Genomic DNA, 14,060 nt, shown 5'->3' with positions numbered 1-14,060 from the left:
TGGATGGGTCGTGTTTTGGCTGCGGGCCGGGTGAGGGCTGGTCGCGCAGTTCCCCGCGCCCCTGGCGGGCGGGGGCGCGTTGCGCCCACCCGCCCGCCACCAGCCAACGCCCGCCAACGCCCGCCCGCGAACGCCCGCGAACGTTTCCCGCTCACCAACACCCGCTCACCAACACCCGCCCCCGTCGGCCTACTTGACGGTTACCTTCACTCCGGGGATCTGTTCGCCGCAGGCCGGGGAGCCCTGGGGGTCGGGGACGAACTTCTCGTCCTTCAGGATGGAGACGAAGGTGCAGTCGCCCGGGCCCCCGACCGAATAGGTGCCCTTGTTCGCGAAGTCGGTGGGCTTCGGGAAGAGGCCGCCCGCCGTCCAGCTCTTGTCGGCGCGCAGGGCGGCCATCAGTTTCTCCTGGCTCGCGGTGCAACCCGCCTTCTCCAGGCCGTAGATGAGGAGGTCCGCGCTGATCCAGCCGACGGCCTGGGAGAACGACGGTATGCCGGACGCCGACTTGGCGTACTTCTTGAGGGCGGCGGACCAGGTGCGGGTCGCCTCGGTGTTCATCTCGACCGGTGAGTACGAGGTCATGAAGCCGACTCCCTGCGCGACCTTCAGCGTGGGCGGCGATTTCAGCAGGTCGGCGCCGTAACCGGTGGCCAGCAGGACCGACTTCATCTCGACGCCGGCCCGGCGCAGTCCGGTGGCGAGCGCGAACCCGGTCTCGGGGATCACCGGGGCGTACAGCACATCGGCCCCGGACTTCTTGATGCCGAGGACGATCGCACCGACGTCGCTGCTCCCGAACGGGACGCGCTCGTTGACGTAGCCACGGGCCAGACCGGCGTGTTCCGCCGAGAGCGCGGCTCCCTCGGCGGCCTTGGCGGCGCTCGGCGTGTTGGAGGAGACGACGGCGACCTTGGTGCCGCCGAGCTTCTTCCAGTACGCGCCGAGGGTGGTCGCGGTCCGGTCGTAGTCGGTGCCGGACATCGCCGGGAAGAGGTTGTCGTACTTCGGGTTGAACCACTGCTCGCCGCCGTCGAACGCGCCCCCGAGGAACGGTGTGCCGCCACCGCCCGTACCGGCATACTGTCCGGCGCCGTAGAAGTACGTGCTCACGGGCAGTACGGCGTACACGTGCTCCTGCTGGACCAGGCGCTGGGCCGCGGTGAGCGCGCCCTGCGGGGTGGACTGGTCGTCGGCCATGACCACGTCGAAGCCGCGCGCCGCGCACTTGCCGCCCGCCGCCTTGTACGCCGCGAACCGGGCCTCGACACCGCTCTCCGTACCGGCGTAGTGCGCGCCGGCCGCGCCGCTCAGCGCCGTCAGGACGCCGACCTTGATGGGGCCGCTCGTGTTGTCCACCCCGCTGGAACCGCCGCTGCCGCATCCGGCGAGCAGGAGTACCGCGGCGCTGGTCCAGGTGGCGATGGCACTGACTCTTCCCATGTGCACTCCTGACGTCCTCGGCCCGTCGTACGACGGTTCCGACAGGTGGTCCGCGAGGCACAGTGCAGCATATTAAGTATCCTTTGTCACCGGTTGAAGCGGCGATATCGCCCCTCAGGGTTGACGAGGACACCATATGAGCGCACTTTAATCCGTATCCGCTCTCCCTCCCGTCTCCCTCCCGTCTCTCCCGAGCTTCACCTTCCAGGAGGCCGTCGTTGCTCTCCTACGTCGTCGCGGGCCTCGCCCTCGGGGCCATCTACGCCATCGCCGCCGCCTCGCTCGTCGTCACCCATGTGTCGTCGGGCGTCTTCAACTTCGCGTTCGGTGCCATGGCGTTCGCCGTCGCCCGCTTCTACTACTTCCTGTACATCGAGCAGGGCTGGCCGCTGCCGCTCGCGGCCGTCGTCGCGATCGGCCTGTTCGGCCCGGCGCTGGGCGTGCTGCTGTACGCGGTGCTCTTCCGCCATCTGCGGCTGCGCTCACCACTCGTGAAGATCGCCGCCACGATCGGTCTGTCGGTCGCGCTGCCGCCCCTGGTCAACCTGGCCCTCGGGCAGCTGGTGAACGTCACGGCTCCGGGCCTGGCGCCCCAACCGGTCGCGGTGTTCCGGCCGTTCGGCACGGTCGTCGACGCGAACCAGCTGATCACGTACGCCGGACTGGCCCTGGTCCTGGTCGTCGGCACCGCGCTGCTGCGGTTCACCGACACCGGACTGAAGGTCCGCGCGCTGGTCGACTCCCCCGCCCTCACCGCGATGTCGGGGGTCAGCCCCGCGCGCGTCTCCCTCGGGGTGTGGGCGTTCAGCGCGCTGCTGGCGGGGCTCGCCGGAGTGCTGGTGGCGCCGACGGCCGGACTGTCCGTCGAGGGCATGACCTTCCTGATGGCGGCGGCGTTCGCGGCGGTGGTCGCGGCCCGGTTGCGCAGTCTGCCGACGGCGGTCGGGGTGGCCCTGGCGATGGGGGTGGTCACGAGCGTGATCCAGCGCTATCTCGATCCGGAGAGCGCGCTGTCGGCACAGATCGTGCCCAGCGTGCCGTTCCTGTTCATGCTCGCGTTCCTGCTCGCGCACGCCCTGCGCGGCCGGGCGGGCGACGCGCCCACGGGCGGGGTGCTGGACCGGGCGATCCGTACGGAGAGCAGTACGGCGCCCACCTCCACCACCCGATCGGGATTCGTCGCGCCCCTGGTGACGATCGCCGTCGTGGCGTGCCTCCCCCTGATCCTCGACGACTTCTGGACCGGGCTCGTCGCGACGGGCATCGCCCTGGCGACGGCACTCCTGTCCTGCACGCTCGTCACCGGCGAGGGCGGCATGATCTGGCTGTGCCAGATCACCTTCGCGGGCCTGGGCGCCCTGTTCGCCGCCGACCTCGCCGCGAACTCCGGGTGGCCCCCGCTGGCTGCGGTGCTGGTGAGCGCGGTGTGTGTGGTCCCGATCGGTGTGGTGCTCGGGCTGCTGACGATCCGGCTGGGCAATCTGTACGTCGCCCTGGTGACGCTGACCTTCGGGCTCCTCGCGCAGAACCTGGTCTTCATGCGGGACCGCTTCTACAACTCGGGCCAGGGCATCTACATGCCCCGCCCCGAATGGGCCCTGGACAACAGGAGTTTCGCCCTGCTCGCGCTGGCGGTCTTCTGCGCACTCGGCGCCTTCGTCGTCAACCTGCGGCGATCGACGGCCGGGCTGGCCGTGACGGCGGTCCGGTGGAGCGAGACGGGTTCCCGCACACTGGGCCTGGGCGTCGTACCGGTCAAGGTGCTCGTCTCCGCCGTGGCGACCTTCGTCGCCGCGGTCGGCGGCGGATTCCTCGCGCTGGCCTACCAGTCGGCGCTGCCCGACTCGTTCAGCCCGTTCACCGGCCTGGTCTGGCTGGCGGTCCTGGTCACGGTGGGGGCGCGGCCGGTCGTCGGCGCACTCGTCGCCGGTCTGGCGTTCGCCGTGCTGCCCAGTGTGTTCCAGACGTATCTGCCGACGCGGTGGGCGGAGATCCCGGTCATCATGTTCGGCTTCGGCGCGGTCATGCTGGCCCGCGATCCCGAGGGCGTCCTCGCGATGCACGGCCGGCAGGTGCGCGCGGTGAGCGGATGGTGGCGGGCCCGACGCGCCCCAGCCGCCGAGAAGTCGTCTTCTTCGACGCCTCAGGGAGAACTCGTATGACCGCCCTCGCCGGTACGACGCCACCACGCATCGAGGCCCGGGGCGTGACCGTCCGTTTCGGCGGGCTCGTGGCCCTCGACTCGGTGGACCTGGCGGTGCCGCAGGGTGCGGTGGTGGGGCTGGTTGGGCCGAACGGCGCGGGCAAGAGCACGCTGTTCGCCGTACTGTCGGGGCTGTTGCGGCCGAGTTCGGGCGCGGTGCTGATGGACGGCCGGGATGTCACCTCGGTCAGTGCGCAGGCGCGGGCGAGGCGCGGGCTGGCCCGTACGTTCCAGCATCCGGAGCTGTTCCCGGGACTGACGGTGCGTGAGCACGTGGTGCTGGCGTACCGGCTGCGGCATGCGCGGCGGCGGGTCTGGACCGACCTCGTCACCGCCGGCGGCTTCCGGCGCGCGGGCGCCGAGGAGGACCGGCGGGTCGACGAGATTCTCGCGGCCCTGCGACTGACCCCGCACGTCCATCTCCCCGTGTCCGGGCTCCCGTTGGGAACCGGTCGCCTGCTGGAGATCGCCCGTGCACTGGCCGTCGATCCGAACGTCCTGCTGCTGGACGAGCCGTCGTCGGGACTGGACGCGCGGGAGACGGACGAGTTGGCGTCGACGCTCACGGGCCTGGTGGCCGAACACGGGGTGTCCCTGCTGCTCGTCGAACACGACGTCGAACTCGTCCTGGGGATGAGCGACGTCGTCCATGTCCTGGACTTCGGCGTCAAGATCAGCGAGGGCACTCCGGCCGAGGTACGGGCGGACCCGGCGGTACGCGCGGCGTACCTGGGGGCGGAACACGGCGAAGCCGAAAGGGACGTACACGAGGAAGAGGACGACGAAAGGGCCTCCGCATGACCGCCACCGTCACGACGTCTCCCCTGCTCACCGTCCAGAATCTGACCGTCCGGTACGGCACCGCCCACGCACTGCGCGACGTGTCCTTCGCCGTGCCGCCGAACAGCGCGCTGGCGGTACTCGGCGCGAACGGCGCCGGCAAGAGCACACTGGCGCGAGCCCTTTCGGGCCTGGTCCAGCCGGTCGCCGGTTCCGTCGTGCTCGACGGCCGCGACCTCACGGGCAGTCCCCCGGACGCGATCCGCAGGGCCGGCCTCGTCCATCTCCCCGAGGGCCGGGGCGTGTTCCCCTCGCTCACGGTCATGGAGAACCTGCGCATGGCCACCGCGGGCGACCGACGCGGCAGGCCGGCGGCCATCGACAGGGCCTTCGAGATCTTCCCCGCGCTACGGGACCGCCAACGCCAGGCGGCAGGCACCCTCTCCGGCGGCGAGCAGCAGATGCTGTCCCTGGCCCGCGCCCTGATGATCGGCCCCCGCCTGGTGATCGCCGACGAACTCTCCCTGGGCCTCGCCCCGAAGATGGTCGACGTGGTCTTCGAAAGCCTCCACCGGGCCCGCGCGGCAGGCGTGTCCGTCATCATGATCGAACAGTTCGCCGGCAGAGCCCTGGCCTTCGCAGACACCTGCCTGCTCCTCCAACGAGGCCGAACAGCCTGGACAGGCCCAACAATAGAGGCAGGCCCGGAACTACTACGCCGCTACTTGGGAGAGGCAACGGCAGCCTGACCGTTCACGCGCAATACAGGAGGCATGGTGACCAACGTGCCCCTGAAAGGAGGCGGCGCAGCCGCCTTCCTTTCAGGGGCGCGGGGAACTGCGCGACCAGCCACAACGAACCCGCACCCGCCCACAAACAACAACCCCCCACCCCCTCACACACCGTCCACCCGAGAACCAAACCGCCGAACAACCTCCCCCACATCCCGCCACCGCCCCAACTTCGCCTGCGCCTCCAACGCCAGCGCATGCGCAAGACTCGTCCCCTCCCCCGCCGAAAGCAGCGCAAGCGTCTCCCCCACAGCACCAGCCTCCGCCGCACACACCTGCGCAGCAATCTCCCCCGCCCGCACGATCAACTGATCGTGCGGCACAACCTCGGTAACCAACCCCGCCCCGAACGCCCGCTCCGCATCGATCGGTTCCCCCGTCACCATCATCCGCCGAGCCAGCCGCACCCCCACCGCCCGCGGCAACAACGCACTCATCCCCCACCCCGCCGTCAGCCCGATCGCCGCATGCGTATCGGCGAACACGGCCCGGTCGGAGGCGATAAGGAAAGAACAAGACAACGCCAACTCCAACGCCCCCGTGTAACAAGCACCGTTGATCACACCGAGCACCGGCGTCCGCGCCGCCCGCACCACCTCCGCAGGATCCGTGCGCGCACCACGAGGAGACCCCGCCCCATTCCCCAGCGCCTCCTTGAGGTCGATGCCCGCGGAGAACGCGGGATCGGCACCGGTCACCACGACCAACCGGGTCCCCGCATCGGCGTCAGCCGCCCGCACCGCCTCGATCAGTCCCCGCCGCATCGCGATCGTCATCGCGTTGCGCGCCTGCGGACGGTCCAGGGTCAGCCACAGCACGCCGTCCGCCCAGTGGCATGTCAGCCCCTCGGCCCCGACCGCGATCACGGCCGTCAGACCGTCAGGACCATGGCCGACCCCATGCCACCGCCCGCGCACATGGCCGCGACCGCGGTCCCACCGCCCCGGCGACGCAACTCGTGCGCCAGCGTCACCACCATGCGAGTCCCGGTGGTCGCGATCGGATGACCGAGACTGCACCCGCTCCCGAACGGGTTCACCCGCTCCGGGTCGAGACCCAGTTCGCGGGTGGTGGCGACGGCCACCGCGGCGAAGGCCTCGTTGACCTCGAAGAGGTCGACGTCGTCGACGCCGAGTCCGGCGCGGTCGAGTGCCTTGCGGATCGCGGCGATCGGCGCCAGCCCCGTCTCGACCGGGTCGACACCGACGCTCGCCCAGGACCGTACGGTCGCCAGCGGCGTCAGTCCGTGTGCGGCGGCGATGTCCGAACCGGCGACCACGACCGCCGCCGCGCCGTCGTTCACCCCGCTGGAGTTGCCCGCGGTGATGGAGAAGCCCTCGATCTCGGGGTGGAGCACCTTCAGCGCGGCCAGTTTCTCCCGAGTGGTGTCGCGCCGAGGGTGCTCGTCGGTGTCGAAGACGGTGGTCGCGCCGTCCCGGCCGGTGACCTTCACCGGCACGATCTCATCGGTGAACCGGCCCTCGTCGATGGCCCGTACGGCCCGCTCGTGCGAGCGCAGCGCCCACGCGTCCATCTCCTCGCGAGTGAGGCCGGCCAGCCGGGCGGTGTTCCAGCCGACGAGGACGCCCATGTCGTTGTTGGGGGCCTCCGGTGTCGACACATGGGTCGGCGCCATCCAGGGGTCCTGCCAGTCGTCGGTGCCCGGAGTCCGCCACCGGGCCACCGGCGCCGTGGACGAGGAGTGCGTACCGCCCGCGACGACCACCCGGTCCATGCCGGCCCGCACACTCCCGGCGGCGGTCGCCACGCTGGCCAGCCCGGAGGCACAGTGCCGGTTGTGCGCCAGACCCGGTACGTGGGTCAGCCCGGCCTGGAGCGCCGCGTACCGGGCGATGTCCCCGCCTCCGGCGAGGGATTCACCGAGGACGACGTCGTCGATCGTGTCGAGCGGCAGCCCGCTGCGGTACGCGGCCTCGCGTACGACGAGGGTGGCGAGATCGAAGGCGCTGGTGTCCCGCAGGGTTCCCCGGCGGGCGGTTCCGATCGCGGTACGGCACGCGGAGAGAAGCACGGCATCAACCATGTAATTCAGAGTACTTAAATCTGGAAGGGATCAACAGGCTCACCGGGAAATCGGCCGACCATCAGCCATTCGTCGACCCACGATCTCGACCCGAACCAGAAAAGAGGATACCTTGTTCGGGTGAACTTCCAGCTCAGCGAGGAGCAGGGCATGTTGCGCGAAGCCTCGCGCGACCTGCTGTCGGACCGGGCCCCGATGGAACACGTACGGGCCTGGATGGACCGCGACGCGGACGACGGGGACGTCGATCCCGAGGTATGGCGGCTGACCGCCGATCTCGGCTGGCCCGGGCTCGGGCTGCCCGAGGAGTACGGCGGCAGCGGCCAGGGGCTGGTGGAACTCGCGCTCGTCGCCGAGGAGATGGGGCGCGCTCTCGGGCGGGGGCCGTTCGCGCCCACCGCGATCGTCGGCCGGGCCCTCACCGCGACGGGCTCGCCCGGCCTGCGGTCCGAGGTGCTGCCCGAACTGGCCGCCGGATCGGCCTGGGCCACCTGGGCGTTCGCCGAACCGCGGAGCCCCTGGTCCCTCAACGGCATCCGCGCCACCGCCCGCACGGACGACGGGGACACGTTCGTCCTCGACGGCGTGAAGACGGCCGTACAGGACGCGGGCGGCGCCCACTGGCTCCTCGTCACCGCACTGCACGACGGCGTCCCGGCGTCGTTCCTCGTCGAGCGCGCCGCGCCGGGCGTGACCGTCCGACGCCAGCGGACCCTCGACCCGACGCGCGCGTTCTACGAGGTGCGCCTGGACGGCGTACGCGTCCCGCACGACCGTCGCCTCACCGCCGGGCCCGTCGAGATCCAGCGGCTGCTCGACGAGGCGTCGGTGCTGCGGTGTGCCGACGCGCTCGGGGTGATGCGGCGGCTGCTGGAGCTGACCGTCGAACACACCACGACCCGTGTGCAGTTCGGGCAGCCGATCGGCGCCTTCCAGGCCGTCAAGCACTCCGCCGCCGACATGGCACTCCTCGTGCACGGCGCCCACGCCGCCACCTACTACGCGGCGATGGCCACCGACGCGGGCACCGACGACGCGGCCCGCGCGGCCTGTGCCGCCGCCTCGTACGTCTCGGCGGGCGCGGGCGAGGTCGCGGCCCGGGCGCTCCAACTGCACGGCGGCATCGGCTTCACCTGGGAGCACGACCTGCACCTCTTTCTGCGCCGCGCGAGGGCCGACAGCGTGCTGTACGGCGACGCGGCCGTCCACCGGGACCGGCTGTGCACCCTTCTGCGGCCGTCACCGGCAAGCGCGTCCGCGATCGCGTCCTTCTGAGCGCGAAGACCCGAAAGGTTCCCGATGGAGATCAAGGGCAAGAAGGCCGTGGTGTTCGGCGGGGCGTCCGGCATGGGCCGGGCCACCGCCGAGCTGCTCGCGGCCCGCGGTGCCGAGGTCGCCGTGCTCGACCGGCCGGCGTCGGCGGGCGCCGAGGTCGCCGGCGCGTTCGGCGGGAGCTTCCATCCCGTCGACGTGACGGACTTCGAGGCGACGGAGAGCGCCTTGGGCGCCGCCGTGGAGGCCCTGGGCGGGCTGCATGTGTCGGTCACGACGGCGGGCGGCGGCAGCGTACGGCGCACGCTCGGCAAGGACGGGCCGCACGACCTGGAGACCTTCCGGCGAGTGCTCGACCTCAACGCCGTGGCCACCTTCAACATCAGCCGCCTGGCCGCCGCGCACATGAGCCGCAACGAGCCCGAGGAGCCGGACGGCGAACGGGGTGTCATCGTCAACACGTCGTCGATCGCCGCCTTCGAGGGGCAGATCGGCCAGGTCGCCTACTCGGCGGCCAAGGCGGCGATCGCCGGTATGAGCCTCACCATGGCCCGCGATCTCGGCTCGCTCGGCATCCGCGTCGTCGCCATCGCGCCCAGCCTGTTCGAGACGGGCGCCACCGAGAAGATCCCCGCCGACGTACGGGCCGCGCTGGTCAAGGACGCCGCGTTCCCCCGGCGCCTGGGCCGCCCCGAGGAGTACGCCAAACTCGCGCTCGCCGTCGTCGACAACCCGATGCTGAACGGCCAGTGCCTGCGTCTCGACGCGGGCCAGCGGTTCGGCCCGAAGTGAGGTCGAGGTTCTGATGCCGGAAATCTCTGTGCCGGAAATCTCTCAAGCCGCGGAACACCAGGGCAAGGTCGCCCTCATCACCGGCGGCGGCCGGGGCTTCGGCAAGGCGTTCGGGGAGGCCCTGTCGGCCCTCGGCGCGCATGTCGTGCTCGCCGACATCGACGGCGCCGCCGCCACCGAGGCGGCCGCCGAACTCACCGCGAAGGGCCTGGGCGCGACCGGGGTCACCTGCGACGTCGCCGACGAGGACGAGGTCGGCACGGTCGTGAGCGGGATCGTCGAACGCCACGGCGGGCTGGACATCCTGGTGAACAACGCCGGCCTGCACGCCGCCTACAACAAGCCGTTCACGGAACTGGGCCTGGCCAAGGTGCGGCGGGTCCTCGACGTCAACGTCATGGGCACCGTCATCTGCACACTCGCCGCCCAGGAGGCCATGCGGGGCCGCCCCGGCGCCTCCGTCGTCAACATCTCGTCGTCGGCGGCCTACGCGAACCGCAGCATCTACGGCGTCTCCAAACTGGCCGTACGGGGCCTGACGGTGTCGTTCGCACGGGAGTTCGCCGCCGACGGCATCCGCGTCAACGCGATCGCACCGGGCCTGATCTTCACCGACGCCGTACGGGACCAGCTGTCCCCCGCCGAGGCGAAGCGCGTCCTCGGGGAGCAGATCCTGCCGCAGGAGGGCCGGGAGCAGGACATCGTCGAGGCACTGCTGTACCTGGTGTCACCGAAGGCGTCCTTCGTCACGGGCGAGACGCTGCGCGTGACGGGCGGTTTCGCGCTCTCGGTCTAGCGAGGGCGGGTCGGACGCGGACAAGGCCACTGTCCGCGTCCGAGGTCGGTCGTGCCGGCGTTCTCAGTCATATCCCTACACTCGCGGCCCAACTGTCCGTCATAGTGAGCGAGGAAGGCTGCCTGAAGGGGGACATGGCATGGCATTCTTCATCGTGCTCGTGGTGCTCGGCATCGTGGGTTTCGGCGTCGTCTCGCTCCGCGCGTCCCGCGAGAACGACGACTCGCCCGCACCGACCGGGACCGGGACCGATTCTCCAGGCGAACCGCGCGACATTCCGCCGCTCTTCCCGGACTTCCTCCACGGGGTCCTCTTCGCGGTCGGCAAGGAGCCCACTCCGCAGAACCTGCTGGCGCTGTCCGAGTACGTCTCCCAGATGATCAGCGCCAACGCCTACGGCTGGTTCCACCAGTTCGGCGACGCGGCAGCCGAGGCGCGCTTCAGCCGGCGTTTCCGTGGCGGGGGCCCCGAGGGACAGGCGCTCGAGAAGGTCCCCGACGACATGATCGACTTCCTGTGGGACTGGAATCCCAGGGCGCGCGACGCGCTGCGTGAGTGGATCCCCCGCCTCGAAAGCGATCTCGCCGCGCCCGAAAGCAGGCTGTGGCTCTACGGCGACGAGCTGCCGTTCGGGATGTGGGAGGACACCTGACGTGCCCGGTTCCGCTCTCGACGCGGTGCGGGCACGGCTGGACGGATTCCGGACCGGAGACGCCCTGGCCGTGCTCGCCCCGGAGGCCGAGCAGGACGCGGCACGTGCTGTGGAGCACCCCACCCCCGAGTCCGTGGCCGCGGTCGCCTGGCTCTACCAGTACCGCGCGGCGGCGTCGGACGACCTCGGCGGCCCCGACGCCCAGTTGGCGTTCCAGTTGTTCTCCAAGATCGCGAAGGTGCTGCCCGACGAGCTGCCCGCGCATGTGGAGGCGATCTTGCGGGCCGCCGCCGCGCCCGAAGGTGCCCCCGCCGGGCAGTTGCAGCAGCTGCTGACCGACGCGGAGAACGCCCTGGACGACCCTGCGACGGCGACTGACCCGGTCGCCCTCGACCAGTGGATCGACGTACTGCGCGCCTTCGACCGGACGGCCGCCGAGCAGGGCAGGCGGCACTCCCTCCTCGACCTCCTCGGCAGGTTCCTGCGCCGCCGTTTTCCCTGCGATCCGGAGGAGATCTGGCGCCTGGAGCAGGCCGCGGACTGTCTGCGGACCGCGGTCGGCGCCATGCCTCCGCGTGACGTCCTCGCCCACCTGCCCGCCTACAACCTCTGTGTCACTCTCCTCGACCACTTCGAGGCGACCGGCGACACGGGCAAGCTGCAAGAGGCCACCGAGGCGTCCGGCCTGGCGTTGCGGAGTATCAGCCCCGCACACGCCCACTACCCCCGGCTCGTCGTGCAGCGGGCGGACATTCTGTGCACCCGTGCCCGCGTCGATTCCGCCGAGGGACTGCTGAGCGAGGCCACGGAACTGTGCCGGGAGGCCGTTCGGCGCCTTCGTCCGGACAACCCCGTGGCACCGTTCGTCCACACGACGGCCGCCCGCGTCCTGGGCGACCAGTACGTGGTCGGGCAGGACCTGGCGCTGCTCCAGGAGGCTCTGGTGTCGGCGGAGGCGGCGGTGACCGGCCTGTCCGACGACGGCGAGCGGCACCTCGCGTACGCGCGCCACGGGCGGCTGCTGTTCCTGCTGGGCCAGCGCACCGGCGACCTCGACGCCCTCGTGCGCGCGGTGGAGGCGCTCACCCTCGCGGTGGGGTCACTGCCGCACGGCCACGCCATGCGCGCCGCGCACCTCAGCGACCTCGCGGACGCGCGGTTCGAGCACCATCTCCGCACCGGGGACGAGGAGTTGCTGCGTGCGGCCCGCGAGAGCGCGCTGGCGTCCGTGGAGGTTCTGCAGCCCGGGGACACGGCCAACCCGCCGATGCTCGACACCGTCGCCCGCATTCTGATCCGGTGCTACGAGGTGCACGGCGACCCGCGCGAACTGGACACCGCCGTGGAGCGGTTCCGGCATGCCGAGGAGTTGTGCCCGCCGGGCAGCCGCTCCCGTGCGCTGGCGCTGCTGCACCTGGGCCACGCGTTGATGCTGCGTGCGGCGGTGCTCGCGGACGTGGGGGCGCGCCGCGCCGCGTTCGACGAGGCGGAGGAGGTGGCCGGGCTGGCCGTCGACGCCTGTCCGCCCGGTCCCGATCAGCTGACGGCGATGAACAACGCCGCCGCGGTGGCGCGTCGGCGCAGCGAAGGCGACCCCGCGGTCCTCCGCCGTGCGGCGGACATGTACCGGGACATCCTGCGCAAGGGGGATCCCGGAACCGGGCCGGTCCAGCTCGCGACGTTCAACCTGGGAGCGACGCTGCTCGACCTGTTCGAGACCGAGCGGGACCCCGATCTCCTCGACGAGGCCGAGCCTCTCCTGCGCGCCGCAGCGCGTGCCGCACCGCCCGGGCAACGCCACCACGCCACGGTGACCGCGGCACTCGCCCGGTGCGTCGCCCTGCGAGCCGGAGCCCCCACGGACGAGACCGTGGACCTGCTGCGGGCCCACATCACCGCGGGCGGCGGGACGACGGGCGCGGAACGGGTCTCCGCGGCCGTCACGCTCGGCCGGCTGTACGCCGACGCGGGGCAGTGGCGGTCTGCCCGTGACGCCTTCGCCGACGCGATCGACCTGCTGGCCGCCCGACTCGCGGACCGGGAGAGCGCCGTACGGGAACACGGGGTCGCCTCGTTCTTCGGTCTCGCCTCACAGGCCGCCGCCTGCGCGCTGGCGGCCGGTGACCCGGTGGCCGCCGTCACCCTGCTGGAACGGGGACGTGGGCTTCTCCTGCCCTCCGCGCAGTCACCCGACGCGGTGTTGGACACCGCCGGACGGACCGTCGCGATCATCAACGTGAGCCGTTACCGGTGCGACGCGCTGCTCGTCCGCGACGGCCAGGTCACCGTGGTGCCGCTGCCCCAGGTGACGCACGACGCCGTCAACCGGCAGGCGGGCACGTTCCTGTGGGGCGCGCAGCGGGGAGCCGATCGCCTGCGCCCGTCCGAGGAACGTGACAAGGGCTCGCGCGTCGCGGTGAACGGCGCACTGCGCTGGCTGTGGCACACCACGGTCCGTCCCGTTCTCGACGCGGTGCGGCCCGACGGCCCCCACGGGCTGCCGCGGATCTGGTGGTGCCCGACAGGCATGCTGTCCTTCCTCCCGCTGCACGCGGCCGGAGAGTACGCCTCCTCGTACGGCGGCAGGGGCGGGGAGTGTGCGGCGGACCGCGTCATCTCGTCCTACACGACCACGCTCCGCGCCCTGCGCGTGGCGGCGCACAGAGGATCGGGCGTCCTCGCCCCGCCGCCCGGCAACCCTCTCGTGGTCACGCCACAGACCCCGGACCTCGAACTCTCCCAAGCCCTGCAGGAGTTGGAGGCTCTACGGCAGCTCTACCCGGGCTGTACGGAGCTGACCGGGCCGGTAGCCACGAAGGACCGCATCCTGACGGAGCTGCCACGGCACTCCTGGTTCCACTTCGCCGGGCACGGCTCGCAGAACGTCCAGGTCGCCGGGAGCGCGCACCTCGTGCCGCACGATCACGCGCTGCACGGGGGCATCGGTGCGGACACGTTGGGTGCCCTGGACCTCGATCACGCGGAACTGGCGTTCCTCTCCGCGTGCAGCACCGCCACCGGTCAGCTCGCCCTCGCCGACGACCAGGTCCATGTGGCGGGGATGCTCCTGGGTTCGGGGTTTCGCCATGTCGTCGCCGCCCAGTGGACCGTGCGCGACCAGGTGGCGGCCGAGGTCGCCACCGCGTTCCACCGCCGGGTCGCCGCCGCGCCGACGGGAGGCGTCGAACCCGGGGTCGTGTTGCACGAGGCCGTGCGGGAAGCTCGCCGGTCGCATCCGGAACCGTACGCGTGGGCGCCGTTCACGCACTACGGCCCGTGAGGACACC

At 71.5% G+C, this 14,060-nt stretch carries 11 protein-coding genes; 8 read left to right on the top strand and 3 right to left on the bottom strand.

Annotated features, from left to right (window positions below):
* Nucleotides 1–189: 189 nt before the first annotated feature.
* A complete protein-coding gene (locus ACFYXF_RS29565; protein ID WP_389354040.1) occupies nt 190–1,443 on the bottom strand; it encodes an ABC transporter substrate-binding protein in 1,254 nt (417 codons plus the stop codon).
* 218 nt (nt 1,444–1,661) lie between these two features.
* Between ACFYXF_RS29565 and ACFYXF_RS29560 the strand changes: the two genes are divergently transcribed.
* The 3 genes from ACFYXF_RS29560 to ACFYXF_RS29550 are packed head-to-tail and all read left to right on the top strand — an operon-like array spanning nt 1,662 to nt 5,175.
* Nucleotides 1,662–3,605: an ABC transporter permease gene (locus ACFYXF_RS29560; RefSeq protein WP_389354038.1), complete on the top strand. Its 1,944-nt coding sequence runs from the start codon at nt 1,662–1,664 to the stop codon at nt 3,603–3,605.
* Nucleotides 3,602–4,447, top strand: a complete 846-nt coding sequence (locus tag ACFYXF_RS29555) for an ABC transporter ATP-binding protein (protein WP_389354036.1) — start codon at nt 3,602–3,604, stop codon at nt 4,445–4,447. The genes ACFYXF_RS29560 and ACFYXF_RS29555 overlap by 4 nt, the downstream gene beginning before the upstream one ends.
* A complete protein-coding gene (locus ACFYXF_RS29550; protein WP_389354034.1) occupies nt 4,444–5,175 on the top strand; it encodes an ABC transporter ATP-binding protein in 732 nt (243 codons plus the stop codon). The genes ACFYXF_RS29555 and ACFYXF_RS29550 overlap by 4 nt, the downstream gene beginning before the upstream one ends.
* Before the next feature lie 146 nt (nt 5,176–5,321).
* Here the strand turns inward: ACFYXF_RS29550 and ACFYXF_RS29545 are convergent, their stop codons facing one another.
* Both ACFYXF_RS29545 and ACFYXF_RS29540 read right to left on the bottom strand, forming a co-directional pair.
* On the bottom strand, nt 5,322–6,083 hold the full coding sequence (locus tag ACFYXF_RS29545; protein ID WP_389354031.1) for an enoyl-CoA hydratase-related protein: 762 nt from the start codon (nt 6,081–6,083) through the stop codon (nt 5,322–5,324).
* Between the two features lie 5 nt (nt 6,084–6,088).
* A complete protein-coding gene (locus ACFYXF_RS29540; RefSeq protein WP_389354029.1) occupies nt 6,089–7,261 on the bottom strand; it encodes a thiolase family protein in 1,173 nt (390 codons plus the stop codon).
* Nucleotides 7,262–7,381: 120 nt separating this feature from the next.
* On the opposite strand from ACFYXF_RS29540, the gene ACFYXF_RS29535 reads away from it, so the two are divergent.
* The 5 genes from ACFYXF_RS29535 to ACFYXF_RS29515 all read left to right on the top strand — a co-directional run bounded on the left by ACFYXF_RS29535 (nt 7,382) and on the right by ACFYXF_RS29515 (nt 14,053).
* Nucleotides 7,382–8,536: an acyl-CoA dehydrogenase family protein gene (locus tag ACFYXF_RS29535; protein WP_389354027.1), complete on the top strand. Its 1,155-nt coding sequence runs from the start codon at nt 7,382–7,384 to the stop codon at nt 8,534–8,536.
* A 24-nt stretch (nt 8,537–8,560) separates the two neighbouring features.
* The gene (locus tag ACFYXF_RS29530; protein WP_389354025.1) at nt 8,561–9,325 is read left to right on the top strand and encodes an SDR family NAD(P)-dependent oxidoreductase; all 765 of its coding nucleotides are present in this window, start codon (nt 8,561–8,563) and stop codon (nt 9,323–9,325) included.
* A gap of 13 nt (nt 9,326–9,338) precedes the next feature.
* Nucleotides 9,339–10,121: an SDR family NAD(P)-dependent oxidoreductase gene (locus tag ACFYXF_RS29525; protein WP_389354024.1), complete on the top strand. Its 783-nt coding sequence runs from the start codon at nt 9,339–9,341 to the stop codon at nt 10,119–10,121.
* Nucleotides 10,122–10,260: 139 nt separating this feature from the next.
* Nucleotides 10,261–10,773, top strand: coding sequence for a hypothetical protein (locus ACFYXF_RS29520; protein ID WP_389354022.1), 513 nt, complete (start codon nt 10,261–10,263; stop codon nt 10,771–10,773).
* 1 nt (nt 10,774) lies between these two features.
* Nucleotides 10,775–14,053: a CHAT domain-containing protein gene (locus tag ACFYXF_RS29515; protein WP_389354020.1), complete on the top strand. Its 3,279-nt coding sequence runs from the start codon at nt 10,775–10,777 to the stop codon at nt 14,051–14,053.
* Nucleotides 14,054–14,060: the final 7 nt, after the last annotated feature.

Source organism: Streptomyces sp. NPDC002680 (assembly GCF_042889145.1).
Lineage (GTDB): Bacteria > Actinomycetota > Actinomycetes > Streptomycetales > Streptomycetaceae > Streptomyces > Streptomyces adonidis.
This window is presented reverse-complemented; position numbering and strand designations above follow the sequence as displayed.

Bases quoted from the DNA above. Each gene is read 5' to 3' on its own strand.
- ACFYXF_RS29565 (WP_389354040.1), bottom strand. From the start codon at position 1,443: ATGGGAAGAGTCAGTGCCATCGCCACCTGGACCAGCGCCGCGGTACTC.
- ACFYXF_RS29555 (WP_389354036.1), top strand. From the start codon at position 3,602: ATGACCGCCCTCGCCGGTACGACGCCACCACGCATCGAGGCCCGGGGC.
- ACFYXF_RS29550 (WP_389354034.1), top strand. From the start codon at position 4,444: ATGACCGCCACCGTCACGACGTCTCCCCTGCTCACCGTCCAGAATCTG.
- ACFYXF_RS29540 (WP_389354029.1), bottom strand. From the start codon at position 7,261: ATGGTTGATGCCGTGCTTCTCTCCGCGTGCCGTACCGCGATCGGAACC.
- ACFYXF_RS29530 (WP_389354025.1), top strand. From the start codon at position 8,561: ATGGAGATCAAGGGCAAGAAGGCCGTGGTGTTCGGCGGGGCGTCCGGC.
- ACFYXF_RS29525 (WP_389354024.1), top strand. From the start codon at position 9,339: ATGCCGGAAATCTCTGTGCCGGAAATCTCTCAAGCCGCGGAACACCAG.
- ACFYXF_RS29520 (WP_389354022.1), top strand. From the start codon at position 10,261: ATGGCATTCTTCATCGTGCTCGTGGTGCTCGGCATCGTGGGTTTCGGC.